Raw genomic sequence first — 16,030 nt, 5'->3', positions numbered from 1 at the left:
TGCCAGAGCCAGCCTGGCGAGTGAGGCGACTCCTTCGCATGCTGGTGGCATAAGAGGTGTGGTGGCGCAATCATGCCGCATCATTTCGTTTGTATTTAAGAGGAACTGTTATGGGCCGGTCTTCCAGGCAACAAGCCGAACAAAATCGCGCCGAAATTCTCAAGGCAGCCAGCGGGCTATTTCGTGAGCGCGGCGTGGACAATGTATCCATTGCAGATGTCATGACTGCGGTCGGCCTGACCGCAGGCGGCTTCTACCGGCACTTTGCATCAAAAGAGGCGCTGGTCAACGAGGTGTTATCCACCGTGTTTGCACAGTCCTCCGAAAGATGGAAACAAACCTGCGATACCAACCGGGAAGCAGAACACGGTGGCCTGCAGGTGCTGATCCAGCAGTATTTCAGAAAAAAACAGGCGGGCCAAACCTGCCCCATTCTTGCCTTTGCACCGCATGTCAGCCACGAGACGACGGGCGCCGAGACGGTCGGCCTGTACGGCTCGCACACAGAAGCGTTGTATCGGCACTTCCGTGCAGCAGCCCTGCAATCGACGCCTCCGGATGGGAAAGCGGCCATGTCCGAACAGGATATTCTGGTGCTATTTGCGGCCATGGTCGGAACGGGCTTTCTTGCACAATCGGTGAACGATCAGGCATGGATTGAGTCGCTCAAAGCGGCCGTGATTGCCAGCACCGGCCTGCCCGATTCGGAAAAATCGCAAGCGACGTAGCACACAATCAATCCAGTCATGCCCTGCCGGGCCGCCACTTATGGTCGCAACGCTATGACGCTTCATCCGGTTCAGCGCGTCCGGCTCCGGTTTTGATGTCCGCTTGCCATAATGATTGGCGCAAGCCAGTGTTGGAAACGCCGGAAAACAATCCCACCACCAGCGCACAGGCCGAACCGCCAATCACCAACGCGCGGCCCCGAGGCCACAAACTGGCCAGAGAACCAGCCCGCAACCCGCCCTGGGCAGGCCCCAGGTAGTCCTGCAAAAGCCACAAGCCGGAAAAAAGAGGGTGATACCCGCAAGATGATGGCAGAGCACCACTACCACACAAAATTGAGAATGACTCTTATTTAATAATTATTATCCGCGCTAAAAACTGACTGCCTGAAAAACCGGGGATTGACTGCCGTTTGCAGGCAGCTCGCAGCACAGTCATCCATATGATTCATATCCCCGGGCTGGACTTGTGGTCGCAATTCCTATACACTACCCGGTGTATTACAGTTGACATAATGAATTTTGACTGTAATTGTCTGCATATACGCAACAGCAGGTATTAGAACCATGCCAACGCCCCATACGGCTCGTTGCTGCAGAAACGACCCATAAGGTTTATTCCAGGGGAAACGCCCCCGTCATCAGGCTGCCTCGCAGCCCGGCATTTGCCGAACAACAACCCAGTCTTTGACTGCGGAACAACCCGGCTGGTCCATTTGACCGCCAGCGCATGCCCTGTCCAACGGCCAGGGCTGACCACGACAATAGCAAGGTCGACCTGACAGGCAACGCTATCGGCTATTACAGTCCGCAGCGAATGCATTGTCATTGGCATTTCGATGTCTGTCCAATCCGTCAGCGATTGCAATTGTGGTCACATGCGCTCGATTCAACAGAGGCACCTTATGTGTGTTTCTTTTAACCCTTGCGTCCGGATGCGCGAACTTCGGACCAGGGGACAGCTGCGTCCATGTCATTGCGCAGCCTTAACCAGGACGATAGAACGTATATGCAAGAACAAACCGCCTTTTACCAACTGTCTGGCACCACCGCCTTGCTTTTGCTGGTCGGATTTTATGGCCTGACCTTTCTGATGTCGCTCATGATTGGCAAGAAAAAAGAAAACGTCGACAGCTACATGGTGTCGAACAATGCTGTAGGCTTCGGCCTTGCCGCTGCCAGTATGATTGCCACATGGATCTGGGCTGCCTCCTTTTACGCCAGCGCAACCTCAGGCTACAAATATGGTCTATCCGGACCAATCCACTATGGGTTTTGGGGAGCGCTGATGATTCTGTTCATCTATCCCTACGGGCGCCGCTTTCGTGCACTGGCCCCTAAAGCGCACACCCTGGCAGAAGTCATGCACGCTCGTCATGGAACATCCAGCCAGTTGATCATGGCCATTTCCAACCTGCTAGGCAGCTGTATCAGCCTGATGGTGAACTTTACCGCTGCAGGCGCACTGGTTTCCGTGCTCAGTCCGCTCTCCTTCATCCAGGGCGTGCTGATTGCCGGGCTGGGTGTGTTGTCCTATACGCTATGGTCCGGATTCCGCGCCTCGGTCATGACCGATTTTGCCCAACTGGTGGCAATGATTCTGGCGGCCATCGTCATCATTCCGTTGATATTCTTTAACGCCGGCGGCACCGACATGCTCGCGGCCAATTGGAGCAACCTGTCCTCGGAACAGTCCGATTTCTTTTCGACCAAAGCGATTCTGGAACAGGGGGCGCCTTATTTCGTGGCTGTGCTTGCCTATGCCATTGGCAACCAGACGATCGCGCAGCGCCTGTTTGCCGTTCGTGAAGACCTGATCAAATCGACCTTCCTGACCGCCACGATTGGTTACGGTGCAGTGGTCATCGGGCTGGGCATGCTGGGTATGCTTGCCCTGTTCGTAGGCCTGACGCCTGCAGATGGCGATATGAACAATATCATTCCACAAATGGCCTCCACTTACCTGCCCCCATTTGGCATTGCGCTGTTTTTCCTTCTGGTGGTGGGCTCCCTGTCCTCGACCGCAGACTCCGATCTATCTGCCTTGTCGTCCATTATGATGACCGATATTTACGGCAAAAACATGGCGCGCGGCAAGCCTGATCCGAAGCGGATGTTGTGGTGGGGTCGGGCGACCATGATCGTTGCTACCATGATCGGCGTGGTGTTTGCCAGTCTGCGTCTTGATATTCTGGTTATGCTGGTATTTGTCGGCGCACTGTGGGGAGCGATCGTGTTCCCGGTCATTGTAAGTTTTTACTGGGACAGGATAACGAACAAAGCCTTCACGACATCCGTAATATGCGCCGTCGCCCTGTTTGCTGTGGCACGCTTTGAGCTACTTCCGCTGGAGGGCGTGATCGCCGTGTTCTTTGAGTTGTGCGCCTCTATGGGTGCCGGTGTTGTCCTGGGTCTGATGGCGTTCGCTTTTTTTAACCGCAAGATTGCCATCTTTGTTGCCATAGCAACTGTGATCATCGCCGTTCCCAATGCAGTGGGCTTCCTGCGCGACTATCCGGTATTGCTTAGCTCGCTCACCTCCTATGGCATTAGTGCATTGGTATGCATCGCCATGAGCTGGAACAACAGTGAACGCTTCGATTTTGCCTTGCTTGCCGAACGCGTTACGTCATTCCAAAGAAATGCTGACACTGACAAAGAAACATCAACAGACGCAGACGGCGATGTAGCGCCTGCACGCGCCTGAAGGAGAGATCAATTATGAATGAATTACTACTTACCACATATATTTTTATCTGGCCGGTTATTTCGGCTGTCATTCTATTGGTGCTGGTTGTTGCGCTGGTACGCGATCTGCGTCATGCCAACAAAAGCGACCGTGAAATGATTTAACAAATCCACACCGAGGCTCGCCTGGCAGGCCATAGCTGGTGCAGTGGATATGTGCACGGGCGTCTAGTCGACAAACGACGCGGATACCCGCATTTTTAAGCACCTTAAAAAGACTGGAGACAGGCGATGCCTGTCTTTTTCTCGAAACGCTCCTTTTTATCTGGTTCGCTCCTCTGCGACAAGGCCTGCCGCTGCGGCTAACTGGTGTACATCGTCTATGCCAAATGCAAAAGGATTGCGATCATATGACACATTTGACGTACTCCCGTGGCTGTTGATCAGCGCCGTTCCTCACTGCCAGCACTCGCCTGTTTGCTAATGATAATTATTCGCATTTTATATTTCCATATACTTTCTACGGTTTATCCCGTTACGGTAAAAGGTCCGATATAATTTAGCCATCATTGGGGAGTAGCCGCTCATTTTCCTGAGGTTTACGTCAACATACTTGATGCGTGCATCATGGCGTAGACAGCGATATCGCTTGGCAAGACCTTTGATCACTTTTTTTCGTTATGGCCGGAGAAAAAAGGTGATCATTCGTCTATTGTCCGGTCGCGGTATTGATTCATGCAAACCCTTCTGCTTTCCACCGGCGTGGTTACGCTGGCCGAAATCGGCGATAAAACGCAACTACTTGCCTTCATTCTGGCAACCCGGTTCAAAAAACCCATCCCTATTATTCTTGGCATTCTGTGTGCCACCATCGTCAATCACGCACTGGCCGGTGCAGTGGGCGCCTGGATTACCACTGCCATCAGCCCGCAAGCACTGCGCTGGATTCTGGGCATTTCTTTTATTGCCATGGCTGCATGGACCATGATTCCCGATAAAATAGACGAGGAAGAAGCGCCGCTGGGCAGAAAATTCGGCGTATTTGGTGCGACCCTGATAACCTTTTTCCTGGCAGAAATGGGCGATAAAACACAATTGGCCACAGTCGCCCTGGCGGCCAAAAGCGCATTTCCGATTGAAGTGGTCATCGGCACAACCCTGGGCATGATGATTGCAGACGTACCCGCGGTAATCCTGGGCAAACAGCTGGGCCAGCGCGTATCCATGAAGCTGGTACACACAATCGCGGCCTGTATTTTCCTGGTGCTGGGCATTGCTACCCTGCTTGGCGCCGGGTCTGGCTGGGGGTTCTGACTCTGTTGCTCAAGCGCCATGTTTTACGCTATATGCAGTGGATGATAAGATTGTGTCGCACCTGTCGTGACAAGGCGCAAGCACGAATCAGATTAACCGGACTCGTGCTTGCCTGAATTTTATTTGCAATAGCGTCTCGTCAGGCGACGTATCTAACCAAACATGAAAAGACAGGAGTGCAGTCATGGCCAGTTCGAGAAAATCCACAACGGCTGCCCCCAAACCCAAAGCTCGGGCGGCACGCAAAGAAGAGCCCGACAACAGTACCGCGGCAAAGTCGGCACCAGAACACGTTGTTTTGCTTTCCGGCGGCAACCCCCAGATTCCCAAAGGATATGGCGATGCACCCGTGCAGGCATATATAAAGGCCATGCCCGGCTGGAAAAACGAGACCGGACGCCGACTTGATGCCCTTATCGAACACATCGTACCGAGCGTAAACAAAGCCGTGAAATGGAACTCGCCCTTTTATGGTGTCAACGACGATGGGTGGTTTCTGAGCCTGCATTGCTTTACGAAATATATCAAGATCACTTTTTTCCGCGGCACCTCGTTGCGGCCGATCCCGCCAGGAGAGTCCAAGCATAAGGAAGTGCGCTATCTGGATATTCGGGAAGGCGAATTTGATGAGCAGCAAATCAGCGACTGGATCCGGCAGGCCAGCCAACTGCCGGGAGAAAAGCTGTAGCCGCAAGGGTCAAAGCGCGCGTTCAAATCCCTCTCCATCTACTGGAATCGGACGTCGCCCGGACATTAATTTGAAGAACTCAAGCGGCGTGGCGTGAGCACCTTTCCCGGACGCAAAGCGCCTGTCTGTTTCCCATCCCAGACCCTGACACCATTTACCCAGACCGCCTCGATGCCTTTGCTGGCTCTGATCGGGTTTTCAAACGTCGCCATATCGGCGACACTATCCGGATCAAACATAATGAGGTCTGCAAAGTAACCTTCGCGTATCAGGCCTCGCTCATGCAATCCGTAATTTTCAGCGGCAAGACCTGTCATTCGGTGGATTGCCTCCTGAAGTGTCAGCAATTTGCGCTCCCGTACCATCGTGCGCAACACGTTGGTAAACGTTCCCCACTGCCTGGGGTGAGGATGTGAGTCAAAAGGAAGCCCATCGGATCCAACCATTGTCATCGGGAATTTGAAAATCCGACATACATCTTCTTCATCCATGAGAAAGTAGATAGCGCCTGCCGGACTCAGTCGCTCGAACGTCTCCTGCTCATCCAATTGCCACTCGTTCATGATTTGACTGAAGTCCATGCCGGCCACTTCCGGATGATTCTGACACCATGTAATCATGGTGCGACGCGAGATACGGACCCGATCCAGACGCAGCATTGTCGAGGTAGCAGGGTAAGGGTGACAATCAAGGCAAACGGGCTGCAGCTGCGCAGCCTCAGCGATCATTTTCAGGGTTTCGCGTGACCGTCCGTGATTTTTCTCACCTGCCAGTTTGTGATGCGAAAAAACGACTCGACAGTCAATCGCTCGTCCAATTTCCAGCGCCTCTTGCATCGCCATAACGATTTGATCCGCCTCGTCTCGCAAATGAGTTGCATATATGCCGCCGTGCTCTTTCATGGGCAAACACACATCGATAATTTCGTCTGTGGTTGCCGCCGCTGCTGGAGGATAAAAAGTACCGGTAGACACGCCGAATGCACCCGCTTGCAGGGCCTCTTTAAGCAATTGACGCATGGCCTGCCGCTCGGCAGGTGATGCAGCACACGATGTGTCGTTCATCACCCCAACCCGTAGCGTTGTATGACCTACCAACGGTATAACGTTAACGGCTGCTGGCGTAGCACGCAGCGCTTCAATCCAGGATTTGAACGAGGAAAAGCGAAAAAGATCCATCGGTCCCAGCAAGTCTAGCGGTTGTGGCACCGCCTTTCTGGCCAATGGCGCCAGACTGATGCCACAATTTCCCGTTACCACTGTAGTAATGCCTTGCGATACCTTTGGCAACATGTCGGGATGCGCCAATAAATACCCATCATCATGAGTGTGGGAATCGATAAAACCTGGTGCAATCATGTACCCGGTAGCATCAACTACCGACACATCCGAAGGATGCTGAAACTGCCCCAAGCAAACAATACGTTCACCATAGAGGCCAATGTCAGCTTCAAACGGCTCGTTTCCGCTTCCATCGATCAGTATTGCTCCCGCGATTACGGTGTCCATTTGCATTTGGTTTTCCTGCCTCTGGTGTTCCCGGCTCAATTGAGCTTCTCAATGCCAGCCGTCTCGATAATCTGGCGCCACTTTCTGGTTTCCAAATCAATAAGGCGGGTAAATTGCTCTGGAGAGCCTCCCACCGGCTCCGCGCCCAATAAGGCGAGCCCCTTTAGCACCTCGGGCGCACGAAGTGCATTGCCCAGTGCCTTATTCAATGTCTGAATAATTTCGCCTGGCGTGCCTTTTGGCGCAACTACTCCGCCCCAGGCAACTGTTTCATAGCCTTTGACACCTGCTTCATCCAAAGTAGGTACCTCTGGTAATAGTTCCAACCGCTTCAGACTACTGACCCCCAACGCCCGAACCTTACCGCTCTTGATCATCGGCATCGCCTCAGACGAGTTGGTGAACATAAAATCCAGTCGTCCGCCGACAAGATCCTGTAATGCTGCCGGCCCTCCCGTATAAGGAATAAACTGCACTTCAATCTTTGCCAGGCTTTTGAACAACTCGCCCCCCATATGCCCGGTTGTACCCACACCCGAGGCGCCATAAGATAACTTGTTTGGCGCCTTACGGGCTTTTTCTATTAAATCGGTAACGCTTTTTACCGAGGAATCCGCAGGTACAATCAATACGTTGTATAAGTTAAACAGATGTATAACGGGCGCAAAATCGGCTTGCACATCGTAGTTCAGCGTATTGAACAGAGAGCGGTTAACTGCCAGCGTATTGATATTGCCATAACCAATGGTATAGCCATCCGCTGCTGCACGCTTTAACTGAACCATGCCAATGCTGCCTGCAGCGCCAGGGCGGTTTTCAACGACAAACGTCGCATTCATCTGCTGCGAAACCTGGTTCATTACCAGCCGGGACAGTACGTCTGGCGATCCTCCCGCGGCAGAAGGCAAGACGAATGAAACGGGTTTTTGAGGCCACTGTCCCGTTTCGGCATGAGCAAACGCCATCAGGCAAGAGGATGCGGACAGCATGAGTAAGGCCAGCACCTGCGGGATAATTCGAAACATAACGGTCTCCTGTTTTCATTTTATGCAGTGTCGCCTAGATTAGCACCGACACATAACAACCCCCTTATCGAAAAATATTGCCAAGCTATAATCCGACGTTATCGATAAAGACTGGAAGCCTTATGGAAAATGACGATTTTTCTGACTATATGGGTGCAGATGCCGGTCATGCCCGACCACCGCTGAGTCTTCGGCAAATCGAGGTTTTTCGCACCATTATGGTCGCCGGCTCGATCAGTAATGCCGGCCGGGCACTGCACGTGTCCCAGCCTGCCATCAGCAGAGTCCTTGCTCTGACGGAAAGCAGACTTGGCTACCTGCTTTTTGAGCGGTCTCGCAATGGACTGCATCCGACCCCTGAGGCAAGACGTTTATACACGCAAGTAGAAGAGGTCTATAACACTGTGCAGCGAGTAAATAGTCTTGCTGCATCCCTGGGCAACGATGGGTCAGGGCAACTGAAAATTATCTCAAGCGCCACTTTTGGTCAGAAACTGATTCCGCAGGCGCTCGCATATTTCAGAGCCAGCAACCAAAGCGCCAACGTCGACCATCGAAATGTCACGTTCGATGAGCAGGTTGCCTATTTTCTGAGCGGACAGGCAGATATCGGCATTTCGATGAACGCATCGGATCATCCGCATTTGAGCTCAGTGAAAATTGGAGAGCAACCAATTGTCTGTATCGTTCCAAAAGACCATCCGCTTGCCAATCATGAGGTGATTGCGCCACATGATTTTACAAACGCTGCCTGGATAGGCTATCCGCAAAACACCCCACTGGCCAATGCACTATTGAACTTCTTTGGAGAACACGGCGCCAATTGTCCTGCAGCAATAGAGGTACGTTCCCCTGTCAGCGCCTACGCCTTCGTCCTCCAGGGACTGGGGCCTGCTCTCGTAGACCGCAGTTGCCTGCCCGGCGAGAACGAATCCATTATTATCAAACCGATATCGCCCGCAGCCACGATAGAAATTTGGGTGACCCGGTCCAATCTGAGTCCATTGCCCTTACTGGCTCGCCGCTTCGTTGCCGCTCTAAAAAAGACCTTGTCGCAGCAATAATGCCGATTCCGATATCAAATTTTGTCTGCAGCCCATAACCTTTGACTATCGACGTTGTCGCCTGCCCTTCTACACCACCTTGCACCAACGCCAATAGGGGAAAGACTCTCACCCAACCGGTGATTGCATTTAAACGATACGGACTGCCGACACACGCCCTATTTACGACAACCGCAATACGATGGCATGATTCACTTCATCATCTATAGTGGACGCATATATCTTGAAAGATCATCCTACTCGCACTCTTGGAATCGCCGTTGCCCAGCTTGGTGGCATAAACCTTGACGATACTCGTCAATCGGTCGTCAACCGCTTGATTGAAATGCTCAAAGAAGCACACGGGCGTGGTGCAAACCTGATTGTTTTCCCGGAGTTAGCATTAACCACTTTTTTCCCTCGATACTGGATGGACGAAAATGAAGCGCAAGCGCGTTTTTTTGAACAGAGCATGCCTAATCCGTCCGTACAACCTCTGTTTGATGAAGCCAGAAAACGCAAGATCGCATTTTATCTAGGTTATGCAGAGCTCACACCGGAAGGTACTCCCTACAATAGCGCGATACTGGTCAATGAAAAAGGGGAAATAGTTGGCAAATATAGAAAAATTCATTTGCCAGGGCACGATGATCACAAAATGGATGCTCCGTTTCAACATCTGGAAAAGAAATTCTTCCAGGTTGGAGACAAGACATTTGGCGTATGGGAGGCCATGGGCGCCAATATTGGCATGTGTTTGTGCAATGACCGCCGCTGGTCCGAAACCTGGCGCGTCATGGCTTTGCAAAACGCCGAGGTCATCGTGCTAGGGTATAACACGCCCTCGCAGAATATCCATTGGCCGGAACCGGTTCATCTGCGAATGCATCATCATTTGATTACACTGCAGGCCAGCGCATACCAGAATAGCGTGTGGGCTGCGGCGGCGGCCAAATGCGGGTCGGAGGACGGCCATCACATGATAGGGGGATCCGTGATCGTTGCGCCCACAGGTGAGATCGTTGCACAAGCGAGCACAGAAGAAGACGAGGTAATCACCGTTAAAGCGGATCTGGCGCTGGCAGACGTATTCCGCAAGAATGTGTTCAATTTTGAAAACCACCGACGGCCCGAATTTTACGGACTGATTACGCGAAGAACTGGCCGCGGCAGGCCGCTTTAAGCGATCCGAAACAAACTGGGCGACGACCCCGCCAGGATACCGGCACAGGCGACCACCAAGACCGCCTGTGTCGTTGCCAGTACAGCTGCTGCGTTATGCCTGCTTTGCAGATACCACTTTCTTGCGTCGCGCCAGCCAGCTTCCGACCAACGCGACCAGCAAGGCGCCACCGACTTCAACGGCGATCTTGACCGTACCGGTGACTTCGCCGAAACGCTCTATCACAACCTGGTCACTGACCAACATGCCACCTGCGATCCAGCCCAGCAATGCTGCACCGAAAAGCACCACGCCGGGATAATGATCAATAAGTTTCAACACCAGTGTGCTGCCCCAGATGATGATAGGCACGCTGATAATCAGACCCGCAATAACCAGCCCCGTCTGATGATCTGCGTGCGCACTCTGCGCCGCGCCGGCAATCGCAATGACGTTATCCAGGCTCATGACAAAGTCCGCGATGATAATCGTCTTTACCGCAGACAAGACCGACGCGCCGCCATCGATCTTGTCATGCCCATCATCGTCCGGGATGAGCAGCTTGATCCCGATCCAGATGAGCAGCAAGCCGCCCACAATCTTGAGATAGGGAATCGTCAATAGTGTCAATGCAAATGTAATGAGCACGACCCGAAGAATGATCGCACCGGCAGTGCCCCACAAAATTCCCTGCATGCGCTGCTTTTTCGGCAGGTTACGGCAGGCCAGCGCAATCACAACCGCATTATCACCACCCAGCAGGATATCAATCATGATAATTTGAAAGACCGCTGTCCAGCTCAGAGTCTGAAAAAATTCAAGCATAAGTTCACCCGGAATCCAATAATATAAAAATTCGAATTGAATATGGATCGGCCCGTTCTGGCAGCACGACAGGGTGACGTGCTGCCAGCCAATACAGAAAGTATCGACAGAAACGAAAATGGCCTGATCCGTTAAGGACACAGGCCATTTATTCTTAATCAGGATTTATGGACCTTGCCCTTTAATGGCAAGGTCTTGCTTACAACACCAGGTGTGTTGCCCGGGCACCGGGCGTCATGCCAAGGCATGACAGCCGTAATGACGATGCGGCGGCGGAAAGCTACTCCCCTTGATCGAATAAGTATATCTTTTGAGAAAATTATGTCAAGTAGGGTCGTTACGTATTGCCCCAGAAAACACCCTCCCTGCTGTTGTGAAAAATCGAATCATTCCTATTTTTCAAGACTGATACCCATCTGCTGAATCAGTTTGGTGTATTTTTCCGATTCAGCTTTGGCAAAGTCAGCGAACGCTTTGGCTCCCATAAAATGAGGTGGCGTATCCAGGGGCTCCACATCAGCTTTGTAACCTTCGCTGTTCACCGCCTTTTCGCATGCTGTTTCCAGTTTCGCGACGATGTCCTGCGGCAGTCCCTTGGGTGCAATCAGCCCTCCCCAGATGGTTGCCTGGATCGGCCATCCACCTTCCTGAGTTGTGGCCACCTGTGGACTGGATTTGAGCCTTTGGTCGGAAAAAATGCCCAGGGGACGCAGCTTGTATTGCTTGGCCACTGTTGTGGTATCGCTGATCACCATTACCTGTTTTCCCAATAGCCCAGTCACCATTTCTGCAGAGCTTTTATAGGGCACATGCAGCGCCGTTGAATTTGCCTGTTTCATGAGCATTTCCATGGCAATATGCAGCAACGTGCCTGTACCGGACGTGCCGTAAGTCAGTTGCTTGGGATTTTTCCTGGCGAATGCGACAACATCCTGCATGTTTTTGAATACTGAGTCCTGGGGCACCATCATCACAAGCGGCACTGAATAGGTCCCGCAGATATGATCAAAATCCTGATATGTGTAACCGGTCTTACGCATGCCAGGTTGCAACACTTCCGGGCCGATGACGGATAAACCAAGAGTATAGCCATCCGGCTTGGCCCGCTTAAGCTGCATCATGCCGATTGCGCCACCCGCGCCGCCCTTGTTATCTATAATGAGATTGCCACCCATCGCCTCGCGCAGGTGTTTTGCAAGAATCCTGGCCATGATATCCGACGTGCCGCCCGGGCCGAACGGCACCAGAATGGTCACCGGGTTTTCCGGATAGGCGTTCTGGGCTGTGGCGCTCGTACTCAGGACCGATGTAGCGACCAAGAGCATTGCATATTTGATACGCTTTTTCCGATTCGATGTCGTGATGCCAAATATCATATTTGTCTCCTTCATTGTTCAAGTGCAACGGCACACTACTTTGCCGTCAACGATGACAGATCAATAAGCGCCACCGTCATAGCCCTTTGCCTGTGCCGGGCGGATAGCCTGAATAAACGCGCTGGCCTGACGCATCATCATGCCCATGTCAGAGGCCACTGCCACAAACGCATAGCCGGAACTGATAAAGGTCGAGACCATTTCCGGGGTGGGCCCCACAATGCCGCAAGGCACGCCAATGGCCTGGCAACGCCGCGCCACGTCGGCGATCACGTGCTGCACCTCCGGATGGGCCAGATTGCCGATATGCCCCATGTTCGCCGACAGATCACCAGGACCAAGAAACAGCGCATCCACCCCGGGCACGGCAGCAATGTCCTCAAGCGCAGCCACGGCCTGTGGCGTTTCCAACTGAATAATGGTGAAGACCGAGTCATTTGCGCGCTTTGCATAATCGGCTGCGGTGCCATAGCCACTGGCCCGATGTACTGCAGCAAAGCCACGCGTCCCAAGCGGGGGATATTTGGCGTTGCTGACCGCCTGCCGCGCGGCTTGCGCGCTGTCAACAAAAGGCACCATCACGGTCTGGGCGCCAAGATCCAGGGCTCGCTTGAACAGAACAGGATCATTTGCCGCTAGGCGTGCTACCGCGCAGGCATTGGTTCCCGCGATAGCCTGCAATACATGCAGGGCATCCTGATTATCAAGCGGTACATGTTCCAGATCTACCAGCAACCAATCAAAGCCGGCGCGCCCCATCGCCTCAGCGGTACTCGACGTACCGGACATGAGCCAGGTGCCTAGCGGCGCCCCGGGCTGAGCAAGGCGGGCGCGAAAAGGGTTTTCTAGCAGATCAGTTGCTGCGGGCATACATACTCCTGTTGTCGTTAATGCAAATGCAAGGGTTTGAATCAGTAGATGGGTGGTTCCGGAGTCTTCTCGTTTCCGGCCAGGGAAGTGAAATCACAACCAAGATTGGCTTGTGTCACCTCGTGCTGGTAGATGCGCGTGAAGCCGCGTTTATAGGGCGGTTCGGGGGCACGCCATTGACTGCGGCGCAGCGCCAGTTCGCTGTCGGAAACCAGAACATCAAGTGTTCTCGCATTGATATCCAGCCGGATCAGATCGCCCGTACGCACCAGTGCCAAGGGACCGCCCACGGCCGACTCCGGCGCTATGTGCAATACACAAGTGCCATAATGAGTACCGCTCATGCGTGAGTCAGACAGACGGACGATATCGCGAATCCCCTGCTTCAACAATTTCTTCGGAATAGGCAGATTGCCCCATTCCGGCATCCCTGGCCCGCCAACCGGACCGCCATTGCGCAGCACCAGGACGGTATTCTCGTTTACGTTCAGGTCCGGATCGTTGATGGCCGCCAGCATATCGGCATTGGAATCAAAAACCAGAGCAGGCCCGGTATGTCGTAACAGGGCCGGGGTCGCTGCAGAGGGCTTGATCACCGCGCCATCCGGACATAGATTGCCCCGCAATACGGCCAATGCCATCCCTGCCTCTGGACACTGTTGTGTTGCGGGAATGACCGGGTTGTCCAGCGGGCGGATCACATCGTCATCGGAACAGGCTTGTCCCTCGATATTGGCGCCCAATGTTGTTCCGGTGCAAGTGAGGGCATCCAGTTGCAAATACGCCCGAATACGTTGCAATAATGCGGGCAGACCACCCGCGTAGTAAAAATCTTCCATCAGCCGGTTGCCCGAAGGAAACAGATTGGCCAGTACCGGCACCTGGCGTGCCAATGCATCAAAATCATCAAGGTCCAGTGCAACCCCTGCTCGCCCGGCCATCGCTGGCAAGTGGACAGCCGCATTGGTGGAGCCGCCCAGCGCCATCCAGGTTGCAACCCCGTTCAGGAATGCATCGCGGGTCAGAATGCGAGAGGGGCGCAAATCTTCCCAAATCATGGAGACAATGCGCTGGCCGCAGGCCCAGGCCATGCGGGTATGTGCTGCATCCATGGCTGGCAGGCTGGTTGAACCGGGCAGGGCAAGCCCCATAGCCTCGACGATGGACGTCATGGTGCTGGCGGTGCCCATTGTGTTGCATGTGCCAGGCGCGCGGGTCATCCGGGCTTCCAGACTGATCCATTCAGACTGACCGATGTCGCCAATGGTGTATTGCTCCCAGTATTTCTTGGTGTGTGTTCCCGCCCCGACTGCCTGTCCCTGATAGCGATCATTCAGCATGGAGCCTGCCGGGCAGAACAGTGCCGGCACATCCATGGAAATGGCTCCCATCACCAGGCCCGGCGTGGTTTTATCACAGCCGCCCAGCAACACTACGCCGTCCAGTGGGAGACTGCGGATCAACTCTTCAGCCTCCATGGCAAGAAAATTTCGATACAGCATGGTCGTGGGCTTGACCATGACCTCGCCCAGACTCATGGCCGGTAGCTCCAGCGGATATCCGCCGGCCTGCAATACGCCGCGCTTGATCGCCTGGGCACGATCCCGAAGATGCGCGTGGCAGGGCGACAGGTCGCTCCAGGTATTCAGAATACCGACAATAGGGCGGCCCATGAATTCCTCACGCGAGAGCCCTTGCTGCTGCATACGCTGACGATGCGCAAATCCTCGAATATCATCGCTCGCAAACCAGCGCTGGCTGCGCAATTGATGTAGTTTTTTCTGCACAACAATACCTCGATCAATCTATTTGAATACCAGCACCGCGAACTTGCTCGCCCATAACCTTGGTGTCTTTTTGCAATAAATCTGCAAACTCCTGCGGTGTGGAAGACAGCACTTCATACCCCTGATTTTCCAGTGGCTGGCGAAACGCTTGTGATTGCAGGATTGCCACAATGTTCTGATTCAGTTTGCTGACGATGGCGTCGGGCGTCCCGCTGCGAACGAGAATGCCATTCCAGACGCTGGAGATCACACCAGGAACACCGGCCTGCTCGAACGTAGGCACATTCGGTAATACTTTGGCTCGCGTGGGTGCTGCAACCGCGAGTATCCGGATCTTGTCCGAATCGGCATAGCCGACCACCGAAGGCAGATTGATAAACATCGTGGGCAGCGACCCTCCCATGACATCGGTTAGGGCCGGAGGTGCACCTTTATACGGGACATGCATCAATTTTGTGCCACTCTGTTTTTGGAACAACTCTCCCGCCAGATGCATGGAATTGCCATTGCCAGCAGATCCGAAGGCGATACGACCCGGTTCGCCCCTGGCGGCCTTGACTAAATCTGCAACACTCTTATAAGGGGTACCAGCGCCGACAATCAACACATTTGGCATTTGGTGCGTCAATGTCACCGGTTGCAAATCCTTGATCGGGTCGTAACCCATATCTTTGTACAAATGCGGATTCACGGCCAGGGTGCTGGTCGAGCCCAACAACAGGGTATAACCATCGGCAGACTGCTTGGCTGCATAGGCAGACCCAATATTACCGTTGGCGCCGGCACGGTTGCTGACTACTACAGACTGCCCCAGACGCTTTCCCAACTCGGTAGCCATGCTTCGGGCAAACTGATCAGCCACCCCGCCCGCTGGGTACGGCACGACAAATGTGATTGGCTTTTCGGGATATTGATCTGTCTGGGCGTAAACAGGTGAAAAAAACATCATGCCTGCCAGCAGCACGGCCATGGTATAGGTTCGACGTATTAGATTGGATGGGTTCATGTTATCTCCT

General features: G+C 53.4%; 15 protein-coding genes and 1 riboswitch. Of the genes, 7 read left to right on the top strand and 8 right to left on the bottom strand.

The genetic code is table 11. The features are described from left to right. Positions 1-110: 110 nt before the first annotated feature. A complete protein-coding gene (locus ACTIKR_RS03575; protein WP_193088065.1) occupies positions 111-728 on the top strand; it encodes a TetR/AcrR family transcriptional regulator in 618 nt (205 codons plus the stop codon). 52 nt (positions 729-780) lie between these two features. Here ACTIKR_RS03575 and ACTIKR_RS03570 read toward each other — a convergent pair whose 3' ends face one another. After that, positions 781-996 carry a hypothetical protein gene (locus ACTIKR_RS03570; protein ID WP_193088064.1) on the bottom strand — a complete coding sequence of 72 codons (216 nt, stop codon included), beginning with the start codon at positions 994-996 and terminating at the stop codon, positions 781-783. A 741-nt stretch (positions 997-1,737) separates the two neighbouring features. Between ACTIKR_RS03570 and ACTIKR_RS03565 the strand changes: the two genes are divergently transcribed. The 4 genes from ACTIKR_RS03565 to ACTIKR_RS03550 all read left to right on the top strand — a co-directional run bounded on the left by ACTIKR_RS03565 (position 1,738) and on the right by ACTIKR_RS03550 (position 5,418). Then, positions 1,738-3,435, top strand: coding sequence for a sodium:solute symporter family protein (locus tag ACTIKR_RS03565; protein WP_226816692.1), 1,698 nt, complete (start codon positions 1,738-1,740; stop codon positions 3,433-3,435). A gap of 14 nt (positions 3,436-3,449) precedes the next feature. Continuing rightward, complete coding sequence (locus ACTIKR_RS03560) at positions 3,450-3,581, top strand: putative transporter small subunit (RefSeq protein WP_442327171.1); 132 nt, start codon at positions 3,450-3,452, stop codon at positions 3,579-3,581. Positions 3,582-3,975: 394 nt separating this feature from the next. Continuing rightward, positions 3,976-4,150: riboswitch (yybP-ykoY riboswitch) on the top strand. A 1-nt stretch (position 4,151) separates the two neighbouring features. Beyond that, positions 4,152-4,730 (top strand): TMEM165/GDT1 family protein, encoded by a 579-nt coding sequence (locus tag ACTIKR_RS03555; protein WP_193090561.1) that lies wholly within the window; start codon positions 4,152-4,154, stop codon positions 4,728-4,730. 184 nt (positions 4,731-4,914) lie between these two features. Next, on the top strand, positions 4,915-5,418 hold the full coding sequence (locus ACTIKR_RS03550; protein WP_193090562.1) for a DUF1801 domain-containing protein: 504 nt from the start codon (positions 4,915-4,917) through the stop codon (positions 5,416-5,418). Positions 5,419-5,483: 65 nt separating this feature from the next. On the opposite strand, the gene ACTIKR_RS03545 is transcribed toward ACTIKR_RS03550, so the two are convergent. Together ACTIKR_RS03545 and ACTIKR_RS03540 are read right to left on the bottom strand one after the other, a co-directional pair. Continuing rightward, positions 5,484-6,932: an N-acyl-D-amino-acid deacylase family protein gene (locus ACTIKR_RS03545; RefSeq protein WP_442327170.1), complete on the bottom strand. Its 1,449-nt coding sequence runs from the start codon at positions 6,930-6,932 to the stop codon at positions 5,484-5,486. A 29-nt stretch (positions 6,933-6,961) separates the two neighbouring features. After that, positions 6,962-7,951, bottom strand: a complete 990-nt coding sequence (locus ACTIKR_RS03540; protein WP_193090564.1) for a Bug family tripartite tricarboxylate transporter substrate binding protein — start codon at positions 7,949-7,951, stop codon at positions 6,962-6,964. A 122-nt stretch (positions 7,952-8,073) separates the two neighbouring features. Here ACTIKR_RS03540 and ACTIKR_RS03535 point away from each other — a divergent pair, with 122 nt between their 5' ends. Continuing rightward, positions 8,074-9,015, top strand: a complete 942-nt coding sequence (locus tag ACTIKR_RS03535; protein WP_193090565.1) for a LysR family transcriptional regulator — start codon at positions 8,074-8,076, stop codon at positions 9,013-9,015. Between the two features lie 223 nt (positions 9,016-9,238). Further along, positions 9,239-10,177 carry an N-carbamoyl-D-amino-acid hydrolase gene (locus ACTIKR_RS03530; protein ID WP_193090566.1) on the top strand — a complete coding sequence of 313 codons (939 nt, stop codon included), beginning with the start codon at positions 9,239-9,241 and terminating at the stop codon, positions 10,175-10,177. A gap of 93 nt (positions 10,178-10,270) precedes the next feature. Here the strand turns inward: ACTIKR_RS03530 and ACTIKR_RS03525 are convergent, their stop codons facing one another. From ACTIKR_RS03525 to ACTIKR_RS03505, 5 genes are all read right to left on the bottom strand, one after another. Beyond that, on the bottom strand, positions 10,271-10,981 hold the full coding sequence (locus ACTIKR_RS03525; protein WP_193090567.1) for a TerC family protein: 711 nt from the start codon (positions 10,979-10,981) through the stop codon (positions 10,271-10,273). 392 nt (positions 10,982-11,373) lie between these two features. Then, positions 11,374-12,357 carry a tripartite tricarboxylate transporter substrate binding protein gene (locus tag ACTIKR_RS03520; RefSeq protein WP_193090568.1) on the bottom strand — a complete coding sequence of 328 codons (984 nt, stop codon included), beginning with the start codon at positions 12,355-12,357 and terminating at the stop codon, positions 11,374-11,376. A gap of 60 nt (positions 12,358-12,417) precedes the next feature. Continuing rightward, positions 12,418-13,227, bottom strand: a complete 810-nt coding sequence (locus ACTIKR_RS03515; protein ID WP_442327169.1) for an HpcH/HpaI aldolase family protein — start codon at positions 13,225-13,227, stop codon at positions 12,418-12,420. Between the two features lie 41 nt (positions 13,228-13,268). Beyond that, on the bottom strand, positions 13,269-15,014 hold the full coding sequence (araD, locus tag ACTIKR_RS03510; protein WP_193090570.1) for an L-arabinonate dehydratase: 1,746 nt from the start codon (positions 15,012-15,014) through the stop codon (positions 13,269-13,271). Positions 15,015-15,027: 13 nt separating this feature from the next. After that, positions 15,028-16,020, bottom strand: a complete 993-nt coding sequence (locus ACTIKR_RS03505) for a Bug family tripartite tricarboxylate transporter substrate binding protein (RefSeq protein WP_226817319.1) — start codon at positions 16,018-16,020, stop codon at positions 15,028-15,030. Positions 16,021-16,030 lie beyond the last annotated feature (10 nt).

Origin of the sequence: Advenella sp. (assembly GCF_052108595.1) — a bacterium.
Classification (GTDB): domain Bacteria; phylum Pseudomonadota; class Gammaproteobacteria; order Burkholderiales; family Burkholderiaceae_B; genus Advenella.
Note: the sequence above shows the minus strand (reverse complement) of the source record. Positions and strands in the feature narration are given on the sequence as shown.